11 protein-coding genes and 1 pseudogene are annotated in these 14,941 nt (G+C 56.1%); all 12 read right to left on the bottom strand.

All coding sequences use genetic code 11. The annotated features are described in order from the left end of the window. Window positions 1-181: 181 nt before the first annotated feature. The 12 genes and pseudogenes from dapF to BCM02_RS18650 all read right to left on the bottom strand — a co-directional run bounded on the left by dapF (window position 182) and on the right by BCM02_RS18650 (window position 14,838). Window positions 182-943 carry a diaminopimelate epimerase gene (gene dapF / locus BCM02_RS18705; RefSeq protein WP_148930651.1) on the bottom strand — a complete coding sequence of 254 codons (762 nt, stop codon included), beginning with the start codon at window positions 941-943 and terminating at the stop codon, window positions 182-184. Between the two features lie 44 nt (window positions 944-987). Then, complete coding sequence (locus BCM02_RS18700; protein ID WP_148930650.1) at window positions 988-2,235, bottom strand: ATP-grasp domain-containing protein; 1,248 nt, start codon at window positions 2,233-2,235, stop codon at window positions 988-990. After that, entirely contained in the window at window positions 2,232-2,489 is a 258-nt protein-coding gene (locus BCM02_RS18695) for an acyl carrier protein (protein ID WP_148930649.1), read from the bottom strand. The genes BCM02_RS18700 and BCM02_RS18695 overlap by 4 nt, the downstream gene beginning before the upstream one ends. Before the next feature lie 61 nt (window positions 2,490-2,550). Further along, entirely contained in the window at window positions 2,551-3,534 is a 984-nt protein-coding gene (locus tag BCM02_RS18690; RefSeq protein ID WP_187434295.1) for an acyl-CoA dehydrogenase family protein, read from the bottom strand. 231 nt (window positions 3,535-3,765) lie between these two features. Further along, entirely contained in the window at window positions 3,766-4,863 is a 1,098-nt protein-coding gene (locus BCM02_RS18685; RefSeq protein WP_148930647.1) for an aminoacyl--tRNA ligase-related protein, read from the bottom strand. Window positions 4,864-4,868: 5 nt separating this feature from the next. Beyond that, entirely contained in the window at window positions 4,869-5,957 is a 1,089-nt protein-coding gene (locus tag BCM02_RS18680; RefSeq protein ID WP_187434294.1) for an acyl-CoA dehydrogenase family protein, read from the bottom strand. Between the two features lie 682 nt (window positions 5,958-6,639). Further along, the gene (locus tag BCM02_RS18675) at window positions 6,640-8,289 is read right to left on the bottom strand and encodes a GTP-binding protein (protein WP_148930645.1); all 1,650 of its coding nucleotides are present in this window, start codon (window positions 8,287-8,289) and stop codon (window positions 6,640-6,642) included. A 1-nt stretch (window position 8,290) separates the two neighbouring features. Then, complete coding sequence (gene cysD, locus BCM02_RS18670; RefSeq protein ID WP_148930644.1) at window positions 8,291-9,214, bottom strand: sulfate adenylyltransferase subunit CysD; 924 nt, start codon at window positions 9,212-9,214, stop codon at window positions 8,291-8,293. Between the two features lie 484 nt (window positions 9,215-9,698). Further along, the gene (locus BCM02_RS18665) at window positions 9,699-11,522 is read right to left on the bottom strand and encodes a hypothetical protein (protein ID WP_148930643.1); all 1,824 of its coding nucleotides are present in this window, start codon (window positions 11,520-11,522) and stop codon (window positions 9,699-9,701) included. Window positions 11,523-11,559: 37 nt separating this feature from the next. Then, on the bottom strand, window positions 11,560-13,182 hold the full coding sequence (locus BCM02_RS18660) for a hypothetical protein (RefSeq protein ID WP_148930642.1): 1,623 nt from the start codon (window positions 13,180-13,182) through the stop codon (window positions 11,560-11,562). A 206-nt stretch (window positions 13,183-13,388) separates the two neighbouring features. Further along, a pseudogene (locus BCM02_RS18655) lies at window positions 13,389-13,484 on the bottom strand (GNAT family N-acetyltransferase); the annotation flags it as partial. Window positions 13,485-13,530: 46 nt separating this feature from the next. Next, complete coding sequence (locus tag BCM02_RS18650; RefSeq protein WP_148930641.1) at window positions 13,531-14,838, bottom strand: MFS transporter; 1,308 nt, start codon at window positions 14,836-14,838, stop codon at window positions 13,531-13,533. Between the last annotated feature and the right edge of the window lie 103 nt (window positions 14,839-14,941).

The raw sequence follows: 14,941 nt of genomic DNA, 5'->3' as shown, positions 1-14,941 counted from the left end.
GCTGCCATGTTTGCTCGCGGTTGGCGGGGCGGTAAGAGATTGGCACGCTTTTGTCCTAGCGGACAAAGCTTCAGTAGGTGTTGAAGTAAGTCCTATGACACAAGCCTGTCTACATGGCTGCCGGCGGCTTCACCGTACGCTTTTCTTAACCTGACCGCATTGCCCTTCCGCGAGCGAATGGTTAGGCAAAATAAGTGCCTTCGGCCAATAGACTTACGTTACCTTCCATGCTCAACATCCGTTCCATCGGATTCCATTCCACGCGCACGCAGCCCTTCGGCGTCAGCACCTCCGACTCTATCGGCCAATCGGGGGTCTGCATCGCGACGGCCATGACGGCGGCTGCCGATCCCGTCGCGCAGCCTTCCACGACGCCGACTCCCCGCTCCCAAGGCAGTACCCGGATGACACCGTGATCGATCACGGATGCGAACATCACATTCGTCCCCCCGTCATAGGTGGATTCGAACCTCGGCCCTTCCTGGGTTAAGTTCACGGTATCCAAATCGGTCAAAATGACCAAATGCGGCGAACCGACCACATATTGATAGCGCGATTCCGCTTCATATTTACTGATCAGCGGATCTTGATCCAAACGAATCACCGCGTTGAATTTCATCCCGTCCGTATCGGCCAACCGATGCGTCACCGTCGCCCCCTTCGCCTGAATGACGATATCCCGGTCCTTCAGGTGAGGACGGTTCACGTACGCGAAAGCCGCTACGCAGCGCGCGCCGTTGCCGCACATAGGCGCTTCGGTACCGTCCGCGTTGAAGACGCGCATGCGAACCGTGCTTTCATTCAGCCATTCCGCCGTGAGCAAGCCGTCGCTGCCGAGTCCGACTCTGCGGGAACAGATGCTTTGAACGTCCACCGGATGTTGGTTGGAGCTTTCCACTACGATATAACTATTACCCTCGGCCTCGAATTTCCAGAATTGCATGGACAACCCTCCAATATATTCTTGGTTAATTGTTCTCGCTCTACCTAAACCAGATAGGGCACCTTGGGCTTCGTTCTAACGGTTACTTCGACGGATTCGCACACGGACTGCGCCATCTCGATGCATTGCTGTTCGGTGTCCGCGCACGTCAGCACCGAGAGCAAGGTATCGTTATTAGAGGAGGTGGAAGAGACGAACCGGCTCTGCGGCGCATGGTTCATCACCCAGACCGGCCCCTCCTCGCTCGACGGGATGGATTGGATATCGATCGAGATGTACCCCTGGGTCGGCGGGTAATATTCGAACAAGGTCGCGACTTTGGCCGCCTGCGTATTCGCCGTGAATACCCCGGTCTCGAAGAGCGAGGTAATCGAGGCGAAAATATTGACCGACATCGCCTGGTTAATGAGCCAGTAACAAGGGAAGCCGAACAACCGCGGATTAACCTCCAGAATGAACAGCTGCCCGTCGTTGTCCATGATGTACTCGATATGGCAAGGGCCGAAGTCGAATTGGAACCGCTCGATGAAGGCGTACGTTTCCTTGATTACCGCCTCGGTCTCCGCGCCCTGATAAGGGAAGATGAACCCGGACTCGACGAAGCTTGGCGGTTCGCCCAAGTAGCGATTCGTCACGCCGAGCATGTGAACGCCGCCATGGTCTTTAATAAACTCGCAGCTGTAGATCGGGCCCGGCACATATTCTTCCAGCAGGAACGCGCTGTTCTCCACGACCCCTTTCGTAAACCGGGACAACAGCTTCAGCGTCTCATAGGCTTCTCTTAATTCTTCGGACGTGTAGATCAGCCGAATGCCTTCGGATTGGTTGCCGTTCACGGGCTTGAAGACGATCGCCTTGTTCATGCCGGCCAGGAACGCCTCGCCTTCTTCGATCGTGCGGCACAGACGGAAGGCCGGCGTCTTGAAGCCCAGCTCCGTCTGCTTCTCCCGGAACGCATGCTTATTGCGCAGCGACTGCGCCAGCTCCGGGTCCAGATTGTGGTAGCCCTTCTTGCGGCAATATTGGGTGACGAGCGGAATCATGAAATCGCCGGTCGTAAATACGCACGCAACCGCGTACTTCCGCTCCAGTTCTTCCATCTGCCGTTCGAAGAATTCCGGCTCGAACAGCTTCTTGTCCCGGATCACTTCGACCGCCATGTCCAGGTATTCCTGAACGTTGCGATACATGCCGGACGTCATATACACCACCGCATAACCTGCCTGCGTCAAGTCGCGAATTTCATAGGCATGGTTGCCGGATTCCACGAGGACGACGACTTTGGCGCTCAAGCCGTCACCCCGTAATGATCCAGCGTGTTGATGATGCTGCGGATCGACGCGAAGTTGTCCAGCGATAGATGCTCTTCTTGAAATTGAATGTTTAATTTCTTCTCCAGCTCCACCAGCAGGCGAACCGTCGTAATCGAATCCAGGCCTTCCTGGCTCAAACTCGTATTTTCGTTCAGTTCCACCTTGCGATTCAACACGTGAACGACGGCCTGTTGTACGATTTCAAATAAAGCTTGCTCGGATGCATTCGGCATAATGGATTGTCCTCTCTATAGCGAAAATAGTTATGAACCTCAATACGTGCACGTGCAGGCGCTATACGTTCGCGGCCTCTTGCAGGATGGCCTTCGCGATCCGATCCCGGTTATTCGCGCTATCCGTCTGCCCCATATCGAATCCAGGCGATCGAAGGGTTGCGTACAGATTCGCGAGCGGATGACCGGAACGAATGGACGAGATTCCGGTAATTTTCATGGCGAGCTGCAAAATTTTGTGGGTGGTATCAACCACATATTCCATCGTTAACAGTCCGGTATCCGCCGCCAACCGTCTGTCGCCGCCTTGTTCGTTGAACAGTTGGTTCAACCGGCTGCCGTACGTCACCAGCTGAGATTCGCACGTTTCCAATAAGATGGCGGCATCCGCGACGAGGAATTGCGTCCCCGGGAATCGGCTCAGCGGCAACCCCCACTGCGGCACATGCGAGGCCTTCGCCGAATCGCGCGCGCTAGCTAACGCCGACCTTGCGATTCCCGCGTAAATCGCGCTCACATGCAACCGATGGAGAAGCGTGAAGTTGTCCAGGCCTTCTGCTTCGGGCGAAGCGAATAAGACCGCCTCGCTTGCCGGAACGAATACGTCTTGCAATCGAACATCGCCGGTTACGAACTCCGTTCCCTCTGCTTCCTCCGCGTTCAGGGCATCTGTATGGCGGCTTAAGGCAACGCCCTGCGCCGTGACGGGAATGAGGGCAAACGCAAATTCCGGCCGTCCGCCCGCATGGCCGATTCGTCCGCACACCGGCACAACATGCACCCGCGAATCCAGATGAAGTCGGGAGCGGGTCCCGTTGAAACGAAATCCGCCATCCGCCTGCGTCGCCAGAATGGGAGCGCTATTCGGCTCTTCAAGTTCGATTCCCCGGAAGCCGGCGAACAAACGCCCGTCGTTCCGAACCTCCGAGAAATAGCGGTTAACCGGCAGATCGGACCGCAGAAGGCGAAGTCCCCAGGCACTGGACAGATGCATGGCCAACGGAAGCGCGGAAGGAAGATGTTGAGCCGCTAAATCTGCGATCATCCGGGAATAACTCACCGCGCACGAGAGCCCTTTGCCATAAGGCTGGGGAAGGGTCCGCGTATGATCTTCCTGATGAATGAACGCTTCCATACGACTCGCAACGGAGCTGGTCAGCTCGCGAATAGTCACGAATTCACACCCTTTACGAATGAATTGGTTCACATATAGGAACGTATAAGTTTCACGCTTTTACTTCGGCCTCTATGTCTCCGGAACGAAACTCGCCTCGCCTCAAAAGGCGGCGATAGCCGTTTCGCCTTGTTGCAGCGCCAGCGGCCAATTACGAACGTCGTCGCCATGGCGATGACAGAGCGCTTGAATCCAGCGGTCGATGCCGAAGCCTACGCAGCCCGTGTACACCGATTCGCCTTCGGCTCCCGTAATTTGAAACTTTCTGGCGATCACGTCGCCGCTGTGATTGAAGGAGCTGATGGCGGAAGAATGGCTGCCGCACTGCGCGATCAGCTCGTATTTGGCGCTGGATAACAATTGGAAGGTTAACTTATCGAGCCCATCCGACGTGAAGAACGGATCATTCGCGGTTTGCACCGTTCCCTGCAGTCCCAACCGAACGAACAGCTCCCATACGTCGTCAATGATGCGCTGCCGAATTTCGGTAATGTCCGAAGACGTGCCGATCATGACGATCTCCCGCATCGAGAATTCATTGCGCCGGAACGCGTTCAAGCGCCACTTCGCTTCATGCCGGAAGCATCTTCCTTCCGCCGTATAGAGTCGCACGCCGCTCACCTGCTGGCCATAGAGCTCCTCGTATACGTGATAGCAAATACAGGGCTGCAAGTAATAAGCCGATTTCTGGAAGACCGTATCCATATGCCGGTGAGCGGATTCCAGCACATCGAACTGATGCGGAATTTCGGCGACGGCGTACACGTTCTGCGGGAAGTTCGTATGATAACCGCACGTATGCATCACCTGCTTGGGCAATAGCGTCGGGTATCTGCGTTCGATGGCGTTATGCTTGCGAGCGATGCCCAGGAATAGCTCGTCCAACAGCTGATAAGCGCTTGGATCGACGGAGGTATGGTCGCGGGATAAGGAGACGGATTGTTCCGGCGCCGCGGCGTAATGCGTCTTCAACGTTCGAACCGGGATCGATTTGTAGTCCGCGATTTTGTTCACGATGGTTTGGAATTGCGCTTGGAGATAGGATTCGACTTGCTCCATGCCAACCTGGAACGAAATGAGCAGGTCGTCTTGTTCGATCGTCACCGACGTAATTCCGGGCGTCACGTAGGACACTTGCTCGATAAGCAGCCCCCGCTTTTGCTCGTCGAACGATTCCGGGATTGCCAATTTTAGAACCATAACCCCTAACACCACCTTGATCGAATTGTAAGTACGCCTAATTGTTGCTTCGCGATAATTTCCTTCAGGACGTCGCTGCGCGGAAGATGGAAGGTGTTCGCTTTCACGTCGAGATACAGCTTGGACAGCAAGGATTCCGGCTGCATCGCTTGAATGCCCATCATGTCGACGGCCAGCTCGACGATGCGTTCGGCCGAGGTTAACACGTATTCCTTCGTAATCAGGCTGATCGAAGTGATATCGGGGGCCGGTTCGCCTTGAAGATACGATTCCGCAAGCAGGCAGAATCGGATCAATTGGGACTCGCTCGTATCGAGCAGGATTTTCATCTCCGCCAGCTTCTGATGCAAGCCGAACGCTCTGCTCGCATGGCTGGCGATCGACGGAGCCAGCTCCTGGGCGACATGTTCGAATGCCGTTTTGGCCACGCCAAAATAAACCGAGCAAATTCCGATCCGAAACAGATACGGAAAAACATCCATATCCAGCGGGATTTCGGCATTTCTCGAAATAATGCGCTCCGTCGGCAGGAAGACCTGATTGAGCTCGACCGTATTGCTGTGCGTCTGGCTCATCGAGATCGTATCCCAATCTTTCTTGACGCTGACGCCCGGGTCCGACTTATGCACCATGGCAAAAACAATCTCGTTCTCTTTGGTCTCCGGATTGCGCGTGATGCTCATAATCGGCAAAAACTGAACGAACGGTTCGAGCGACACATAAGGCCGGATGCCGTTAACCAGCACGCCGCCGTCCACGAACGTCATTTTCACCGGGAATTTGTCTGGATTGATGTCGGATAGCTTCCTGAAGTAGAGTACCGGGTCGTTAGGGGATGCAAAAAGCGAGTTGTTGCGAGAGACTTCCTGGAAATAATAGCTGCGGTCAAAATCGGTATGAATGCGGGATAGCCCCCACACCGTAAGCAGGTGCATCGACATGCTAAGCGCTAAAGCGGGATTGTGCCGCGCTACGCGAATGAGCATGTCCTTGTACTGCAAAGGCGAGTAGGCTTGGCCATACGGAGAAGGAAGAGTGGTTTTATGAATTCCTTGCTCAATGAGATCGTTGACTGCCAACGACAAATACGTCAAATAATTCCCCTCCATGTCCTCGTAGATTTTGGATGGTGTATTTGATTCTGAAAGGCATGTTTTGAATTGTAACATCAAAAAACACAAAATTACACCAATTTACTTCTTTTTAATAAATTGGAAGTGTAAACGTCACCTCTTTCCCCAAAATGCTACAAATTGCTACAAACCTCTCCCGCTTGACGATCATTTCAAGCCAAAAAACCTCGCAATCGCTCTCCGCTACGCTGTTCCCTTTGCTTGCCAAGCGAGTCCCGAAACTTTTTTGAGAGTTTTTTGAAAGGTTTTTGATACTATACGTATCATATCATATAACCATGAAATGTCATCATTCATTTCATCAAAATCTTTCTTTGTTAGTTTTCCTATCATTCAATGTTTAATTATTTAGCGAAATTCGGCCTGTCTATTAGAGAATAGGCACGAAGCGAGTCTGACTTTCTTCCCCGCCCCAATACCGTCTCATATCGTCATGTCTTCCGCGTCGATCGCTGGCGCGCAATTCGGCAATCAACGAAAGCCTTTAGGATCCCGGTCTGAACGTCGCATCTTTTCTTCCGATGTCGGTGGTTACCGTCTCGCTGAACAACAGGTAATCGGGAATACCAATCTCCTAAGCAGCAAAAAAAAGAGCACTGCGCGAACACAGTGCTCTTAGCGTTTCTCGGCTTTCTACATGAAACTAGACTTGAATGAGAGCTTTTACCACACGCTTCACGGTATCTTTGGCCGCTTCCTCGATCGAAGAGCTGTCGTTAACCTCGATTGGCAAGAAGGCCTGGCCAATCATTTCTTGCGCGATGGCTTGGTCGTTGTCGTTCGCAGGACCGGCCGGTACCAATGCAAGAAGTCCCGCATCGTTCAGCAATGCGGCATAAGCCGCGATTTGCCGCACGGATTCACCGGATTGGTTATCAATCCGCATCGTATGATAGCCGCTTGCCACCAACCGTTTTTCGACTTCCTTTGCAAGCTCCGCATTGTCTAATGCGGAAGAACCGGTCAGCCAAATCGTGAATGGCTGCTGTCCTTTTTGCTGGGCACGAATCTCTCTGGTAACCTCCGCATCAATTCGGACGGCCTGGTCAGCGCTTTGTAGAGCCTCGTCAATGACGCCGCAAGCGGATGTCATATTCGTTACGCGATCGATGAGAATAAAGCCGCCGATGCTTTTGTTTCGATCAAACGAGTCAAACACAATGCCATCCGATAAGGAAAATTCGCATTTCGCCAATTCATTCTTAACCAGATGGTCGGCCGAAACCGTGTTTCCTGTATTGATATCGATTTTGTAATTGATGGCCGTTACCGTACCGGGAAGAACCTTCGTGCCTACCTTCACGAGCACGTTTTTGCCCGGCGTCAGGACAGAATCGTCCATCCACAGAATCGTGGCGCTAAAGCTGTCCGCCTCTTGAATCTGATCGTCCTTCGTAAACACGCAGCCTCGCGAGACGTCGACTTCCCGATCTAATTGAATCGTGACAGGTTGTCCGGCATGAGCCGAATCGCGGTCTTGATCGGTGACCAAAATTCGTTTGACGTTCGCCTTCTCCCGGCTAGGCAGAATGGTCAGTTCATCGCCAACCGCGATGCCGCCGGCTTCAATCTGGCCTTGGAATCCGCGGAACGTGTGATCCGGTCGGCATACCCGCTGAATGGGCATCATGAACGGCTTATCGTCGTCGCTTGCATGAACATCGACATTCTCCAAATACGGCAGCAACGGAAGACCTTCATACCAAGGCGTATTAGGCGATTTCGTCGTGATATTATCCCCTTCCGTTGCCGAAACAGGAATCACCTCAATGCTCTCAAACCGGAATTCGGTCGTGATGCGAGCGAACTCTTCTTTGATGGCATCGAATTTCTTCGTATCGAAATCCACCAAATCCATTTTGTTCACGGCCAACACCAGATGTTTAATCCCCATGAGGGCGCAAATCCGGGTATGGCGCTTCGTTTGCGTAATAATCCCTTTGGTGGCGTCCACCAGAATAACGGCAAGATCGGCAAAGGATGCGCCCACGGCCATGTTGCGCGTATATTCTTCATGCCCCGGCGTGTCCGCTACAATGAACGAACGGTGATCCGTCGTAAAATACCGATACGCCACATCGATCGTGATCCCCTGCTCGCGTTCCGCAAGCAGCCCGTCAAGAAGCAAGGAATAGTCGATTTTGCCGCCGCGGCTGCCCAGCCTGCTATCCAGCTCGAGCGCCCTCTCCTGGTCGGCGAACAAGAGCTTCGCCTCATACAGCATATGTCCGATCAAAGTGGATTTGCCGTCATCGACGCTTCCGCACGTAATAAATTTAAGCAGACTCTTCATCTTAGAAATAGCCCTCCCGTTTACGTCTTTCCATGCTTCCCGCTTCTTCCTGGTCAATAACCCGCGTTGTCCGTTCGGAGGATACCGCGCCGAGCGTCTCCTCGATAATCGCATCCAGCGTGTCCGCCTCGGATTGGGCGCCGCCAGTCAACGGATAGCAGCCTAATGTGCGGAACCGCATCTTCATCGTCTCAATCTTCTCATGGGGCTCGAGCTTCATCCGCTCGTCATCCACCATAATCATCTGGCCATCGCGAACGACGACAGGCCGTTCTTTCGCGAAGTAGAGGGGAACAATATCAATGTTCTCTCTGCGAATGTATTGCCAGATATCTTTTTCCGTCCAGTTGGAAATCGGGAAAACGCGGATGCTTTCGCCTTTATTGATTCTTGTGTTGAACAGCTTCCACATCTCAGGCCGCTGATTCTTCGGGTCCCAGGCATGATTCTTATTGCGGAAGGAGAAAATCCGTTCCTTCGCGCGCGACTTCTCCTCATCGCGTCTTCCGCCGCCGAAGGCAGCCGTGAATCCGTACTTATCCAAGCCTTGCTTCAGGGCTTGGGTTTTCATAATATCCGTGTAGGAGGAGCCGTGATCGAAGGGGTTGATTCCTTGCTCGATCCCTTCCTGATTGGAGTGAACGAGCATTTTGATTCCGAACTCTTTCGCCTTGCGGTCGCGGAATTCAATCATCTCTTTGAACTTCCACGTCGTATCGATATGCAGGAAAGGAAACGGCGGCTTCTCCGGATAAAATGCTTTCAGCGCCAAATGCAGCATGACGGAGCTATCCTTGCCGATGGAGTACAGCATGACGGGATTTTCGCATTCCGCCGCTACTTCTCGAATAATGTAAATCGCTTCAGCTTCGAGCTGATCCAGATGTGTGGTTGCATCTATGGAATCAAGCGTCAATTTGTCCATGAAAAGTGCCTCCCTTTAATCCTTACTAAATCTATAGACTATATTCAATATCGTATCAGATTTTCACTTTTAAGCAAAGTGGAATAAACAATTCCTTGTATTTTTTGAGGAATTAGATTTGTTGAAAAGCGAGGACGCAACCCCGCATAAGGAAGCCAGAACATAATTCCGTTTTAGGAAAAAGCGTTGATGAAACCGAAAGGACAGCGGCGGCGTTCAGATCACCCGGAGGTCCGCGCTAGCCCAAATCCTTGGTAACACCATTAGATTCATTATGCAGATATGAAGTACCATGTACAATACGGCCTCCTTGAAAAATGACCATTCGCCAACCATCCCCGAGGATTGTGAATGCGGCATTCCGCGACGAGAAATAGAAGATGATTGATAAACGTGAAACTTAAAATTCTTATATTTACAAAAAAACCGTCAAGGCAGCTCGCCTTGACGGTCCTGTTCGGTTCGGAATAGCCGTTCTTCCCCGCTACCGGAAAACAAATCTCAGCTCCGCCGCGAACAGCTTGCTCGTCCCCGGTTGGGCGATCAGCTGGAGGCGATAATAGTGCTCCCGCACACCATAATGGTTCGCGAACATCCGCTCCTCCACAGCCGCCTCGAACAATCCCGCTTCGTATTCCAGGACGGCCGTGTGCCGCGTGCCCGCAATCAGGATGCGGCCGTCCTCGATGACCCGCGGCCGGCAGCGGGTGACGATGCATTCCGTGATCTGCGCAGCCTGCGCCGCGAATCGATACGTATCGGTAAGCGTCAGCCGCGGAGGACCGGACTTGACCCAATCGAAGCTGCGTTGGAGCGAGACTAACCCGCTCGCGGGATAACACGCCGCCAGCTCGAGGACGAAGCGGTCTTCCAGTTCGCTCGTCGATGCTTCGAGCACGATCGCATGGCTCGCCGCGCCGGACGCCTGACCGCGTCCGTCTATCATCGGGAGCGAGTGACCATGGGCGCCGGTACAATCGTACGCATACCGGTCCGCGCCGAAATATTGCGCCGTATACTCGCCGCAACCCAGATCGGCGGCAAAGGCGGGATCGTCATCCGCGAGCAGGATGAAATGCCCGACGTCGTTATGATTGTGCGGCTCGTCGTTCGTTCCGCCTTTGGCCGCGAAGCCGAACGTTCCGGCATCTGCAGCGCGACGCGAGATCATCCATTGCGCGTCGGGCAAATACCAGCTGCCCGGCTGCCAATCCGCGCCTCTTCGCGCTTCCGGCCGAAACCAGATCACATTCCGCAGCGCCGGCGCGAAGCGCGCGCAATGATCGTCCAGGAATGCGGCCCGGACCGCAAGAGGCGGATGCTCCGTCTCCTCGTGCAGGGCGGCCAAATAATCCGAGAGCCCCAGGTGGACGTTGACGCGCGGCATCGCATCCGAGAAATTGGCGGGACGATTGCCGGCCAAGTAGCATTGCTGCTGGAACAACGCGATCCGTCGCACCTTCCCGTCCTCGAACAGGTCCGCGCGCCCGCCCGTCGCGCGGCGCAGCAGATCGGCGAAATAGACATAGTAGCCGAAGCCGTAATTCCAGTAACCGGGTCCTTCCAGACAAGCGCCGTCTTCGCCGAAGCCGGACAAATAATGATTCATCGCGCCGACCGCCTTCGCGCACATCGCCGCTCTTCGGGCCGCGTCCGGCTCGATCAGCAGCGCGGCCGCGCCGATGGAGCCGGCGCACACGGCGGCCCAGTTATGTTCCGCCGTCTCCCAATGATAGGGTCCGAGGGTCAAGTACGGGACGAATAGCCGGCGGTTCACTTGCGCCTTCATCGCGTCCGTCAGCTCCCGCGGCAGCCGTTCGCCGATCAGCGCCGCAATCTCGCCGAGCGCGAACCCGGTCTCGGCCGCGAACAGGTCGATGCCGCGGTCGACCGACTCGTCTTTCATATGCGCGGGCAGGCACCACGTCGTCTCGGCTAGGATCGATTCGATCGTCTCCTCCAGCCGCCGCGCGTAGGGAGGCTCCCCCGGGAATAGCAGATGCAGCAGCGCGAAGGTCGTCAGACGGCGGCGCCGCTCGAAATAGACGCCTTCGTACGCCAGCCGGTTCCCGGTCGCCTCGAACAGACCGTATAACTCCTGCGTCAGTTCTGGAATCGGCCGATCCGCAAGCCTGCTTCCCTCCTCCAGCAGTTCCTGCTTCATCTCGTCGTATCCCGGAGATGCCGCGATTGCGGCCCAATCGATACGCCCGCCCGAGGCCGAACGCGCATACAGCTCGCCTGCCGGCGTCGGCTGATTGTCCAACCACCCTTGCAGCAGCTCCCGCTCCCAATGAAAACGTTGCATGTTCGCACTCCGCCTCCCGTTCTTCGTCACCTGCCGATTACCTATTAAGCCGCGTCCCGTTAGAGCTTCGAACGACCTCATTCCCGACGATGGCCAGCTCCAGATCCTCCCCGGCAGGCGTCCGGTAGCGGACTGACGGACGCTTGCCCGCCTCGTTCTCCCACTGCGGTCTCCGGCGCTCCATGGACAAGAAGAAATCGTCCAAAGTATGGATCCCGAGCGCCGCAGCAGCTTCTTTCTCCACCACCTCGACGACAAAACCATTGCAGCGGCCGCCATCGCCAGAACTGTCGAGTTTCACATAATCGTCCATAGGCGCCATCACGAATCCGCCGGGCATGAACAGTGCCGCATAGAGATGTTGGAGTTCGCCATAAGCGCGGTTCTGTTCCCGGCGCCACGTTCCCGCGGGCAGCACCCCGACCAACCGGACCGGCTCCGCTTGCGGGGCGTACAGTCCCAGCGCCGTATGCTTGCGCAGCATCAGTTCCCCGCGATCGCTCGCATGCCGCGGGTCGCCTTCGGCATAACCCGCGCCGGGCGAGAAGAGATACAGCCGGTTCGCGCCCTCCGCCTCGGACAGCGGCAGCGTAATCTCCCACCGGTGCTGCTCGTTGTCGAACTCGGCGACCCGCTCCAGAATTCCGCCTGTCGCCGCATGCGCCGTGCGGTAGATCGTCTGATGCAGCTTCGCGCCGCCATCGGCCGGGACGATCGCGTACGCGATCTCCTCCTGTCCGGAGCGCCATGCCGTTCGGCTGACCTCCTCCGAGCCGGCGACATGGAGCAAGCCGGCGAACTCCGCGCGGGGCAATCGCCGCGGAAGCTCGAAGTCCCCGAACTGCACATAGTCGAAGGCCACGTTCCGGTCGCGCGGCAGATCGACGGGCAAACTGCGCATCCGTCCGCCGATCCACGCCCCGTTCAAATAATGCCGCGCCCGGTACAGCCACAGCTCCTCCAGCAGATCGGCGATTTCTTCGCGAATCCCGTCATCCTCGACGACATAATAGGCGCTCGAGAACGCCTGGACCCAATGCCAGAACCACGGCAGCGCCCCGTATTCGGCCATTCCCGCCTCGCGAATCCGCGCAAGGGTAAGCTGCAGATCGCGCCGGCCGGCAGCGAGCAAGTCCGCGTCGCCGTAACGCTGTCCGAAGAGCAGCTTCGCCGCGGTATATTTGGCCTCATGATGATTGAAGCTCTGCACGGTCCGGCGGAAGAAACCGCTCTCGTACATGCGGCGAATCGCATGCTCGAACGCGCCGGACAGCTGCTCATCCATGGCGTCTTCATAGCGGTACTGCCAATAGACCATTAAGGCGCTCATCAGCTCGGCAGGCAGCGTATGGATGGGCGCCAGCTCCGGGCGCTCCCCCAGATGCAGCGGCCAATGTCCATAAGTCGGACTTTCCGGATTCCGATCCTGCAGCTCGAGCACGTGCATGAACACGTTGCTCGCAAGGTCGGCCGCCTCGCGCCGGTCGAAGGACGCGTCCAGTCTCTCGTCCGCGGCGGCTGCATACAAATAAGCGGCATCATAGAAATTGTTGCGGATGTCGTTATGATGCCATAGCCCGCTGTCTTGCAGAGGCCTCTCCCAAGCTTCTTCCGCCATCTGCAGCGTTATCCGGCTCATCCGTTCGGTATTCGTGTGCATGCCCATCCTCCACTCGATAGATTTGTACCTATTCTATCAAAAAACAGGACGACCGGATGGCGCTTTGTCAGTCGGCGTTCCCTCTAATTTAGCCAGCGCGGGGCTAGCCGAACAGCGAACGATTCGGGGATTGGCGAACAATGGTGCCATTTTCGCGAGAGGACTAGAATTTGTAATACCAAAAAATCGCTTTCTCGTGCGCGGTCGGCCGTTCCCACTCCCTTGTTTCGTAGATGCCGGGCCACCGCAATATCTTCTATAAGCGCAAATCCATTCCAGTTGGCACGGAGTTTAATTTGTCCATGCAGAATCTTGCCTCCTCGCTGCTTGGAAGTTTATTTAACCCGCCTATCCCTTCCGCCGGGACCACAAGACGACCGGGATCAGAAGCAAGGACAGGAAGCCGCCCGCCAAGGAGAGCGCCGAATAGCTGGACTGCGCCACCACCATGCCGGACAATGCGCCGCCGGACGCTCCGGCCAGCGCGATCAGCACGTCCACGGTTCCTTGCGTCTTCGCGCGGATGTGCGGAGGCGCGGCATCGACGATCGCGGCCGTCCCGCTGATCAAGCCGAAATTCCATCCCAATCCAAGGAGAGCGAGCGCCAGAACGAGAAGGACCATGGAGTCGCCGGGGGCGAAGGCCGCGAGTAAGCCGGCCAAGAGCAAGGTAACGCCGGAGGCATAGGACATCGGCATTCGTCCGTACTTATCGACGAGAACGCCCGTAAGCAGCGAAGGCAGGAACATGGCCGCAACATGGATCCCGATCACGATGCCAACCTCGCCCAGTCCGTGCCCGTGATGCTGCATATGAACCGGCGTCATGGTCATAATGCCGGTCATGACGATTTGGGTTAACACCATCACCGACGCGCCAACGATAATCCCCCGTTTATTCACGCTCGCTTCCGGCGTTCGCGATTGCCGCGCGCGATGCGGACGATCTTGGCTATGCTCCGCTTCCGCGATCGCTTGGGCCACGAGCAAAGGATCGGGACGCAGGAAGAGGAGCAGCGCCAAACCTGCTGCCAGATATGCGACAGCCGCCAGCATGAACGGACCCGTGAGCGCGGGAGCGCCCATAGACGCGGCTAATCGACCGGTAATCGTGACGAGATTCGGACCGGCAACCGCGCCGAACGTCGTGAAGACCATCGCGGCGCTAATCGACTTGGCCCGCTGCGTCGGGAGCGCCAGATCGGTGCCGGCGTATCTAGCCTGCAAGTTCGTCGCCGAGCCCGCTCCGTACACCAACAGCGAGACGAAGAGCAGCGCGATATGATCGAGGAGGGCTGCCAGGACGACGCCGACGGCGCCAAGGCCGCCCGCCAAGAAGCCCGCGGCCAGACCCGCGCGACGACCCGAGCGCTGGGATAGGCGGCCGACGAGGAGCGCAGCCGCGGCGGAACCTAACGTAGACAAGGCCGTCGGGATGCCGGCATAGCCATCCGTGCCGAGCATATCCTGCGCTAGCAGAGCCCCTACCGTGATGCCGGCGGCCAGTCCCGCCCCGCCGAACATTTGAGAAGCGATGACGATGATCATCGTTCTTTTGTACAAACGACGTTGTTTCTCGGGGGAATCCGCGTATTGCCTAAGCCATTCTCCCCTGCTTGATCTTTTTTCTTTACCCAGTGCCGACTGATTCGACATGTAACCCTCCCCTATCCTGTACCCTTATCAATCAACTGCCTTCGTAAATATGGAGAACGGCGCGAAACCGGGCGGAGGCCGTCATCATGTTGTCATAGGCTTC

The sequence above is a fragment of the Paenibacillus methanolicus genome, from assembly GCF_008124765.1.
Classification (GTDB): domain Bacteria; phylum Bacillota; class Bacilli; order Paenibacillales; family Paenibacillaceae; genus Paenibacillus_Z; species Paenibacillus_Z methanolicus.
Note: the sequence above shows the minus strand (reverse complement) of the source record. Positions and strands in the feature narration are given on the sequence as shown.